2 protein-coding genes are annotated in these 703 nt (G+C 34.1%); one reads left to right on the top strand and one right to left on the bottom strand.

Annotated elements, in window-relative coordinates; translation table 11 throughout:
* Positions 1–177 (bottom strand): RNA polymerase sigma factor (locus tag AB5935_RS20160; protein WP_368327536.1); only part of this gene is annotated, 177 nt, incomplete at its 3' end.
* A 307-nt stretch (positions 178–484) separates the two neighbouring features.
* On the opposite strand from AB5935_RS20160, the gene bamE reads away from it, so the two are divergent.
* Positions 485–703, top strand: a 219-nt coding sequence (bamE, locus tag AB5935_RS20155) for an outer membrane protein assembly factor BamE (protein WP_368327535.1), incomplete at its 3' end; no start/stop codon positions are given.

The raw sequence follows: 703 nt of genomic DNA, 5'->3' as shown, positions 1-703 counted from the left end.
AAGATGGCGAAAGACGCGAATAAAGACTTCCTGCAAAATATCCTCTGCATCCTCATGTGATACAACCAATCTCCGGATATGCCAATATATGGGCTGTTGAAAAAAATCTATCAACAATTTAAATCCCCGTTCCGGGTCGGAAGCCCATACTTCCCTAATTTTATCTTCGTTTATCATCTATTCGTCAAAAGTTTATAGGTTAGAACCACCCGAAAACAAGAAGTTAAAAGTGAAAATAAAGTTTTTACATTAATTATAGATGAAGTTAAAATAATCAATCACATTTCCAACAAGAGAAAAATACAACCAATCTTCCAGAATATGAATTTAAAGATTTCAAACTCAATCTTCCTAACAATAAATTTCAGTTCTTAGAAGAATTACCATATAAACAGTAGGGAAATCCCTAAAAATAAATAGGGAAAAAGATAGAAGAATATACCTTTTCCCAACTTATCTTTGTTACAAACAAAAAAACAAAAAAATGAGAAGATTGAAACAAACATTATTAGCGTTAACCATTTGTACTTTAGTCATCAGTTGCGGTTTGACTACTAGTAGCACTATTATGAAAGTACAGAGAGGGATGTCCCAAGAAGAAGTCAGCCATTTACTTGGAAAACCCGATTTCCGTAGATTCGACAACGGCTCGGAACAATGGGAATACACCAAGACCAATATGTCCACAGCTGCAAACACAGTA

The organism is Phocaeicola sp. RTP21198st1_B8_RTP21198_201120 (assembly GCF_040929485.1).
Taxonomy (GTDB): Bacteria; Bacteroidota; Bacteroidia; order Bacteroidales; family Bacteroidaceae; genus Phocaeicola; species Phocaeicola dorei.
This window is presented reverse-complemented; position numbering and strand designations above follow the sequence as displayed.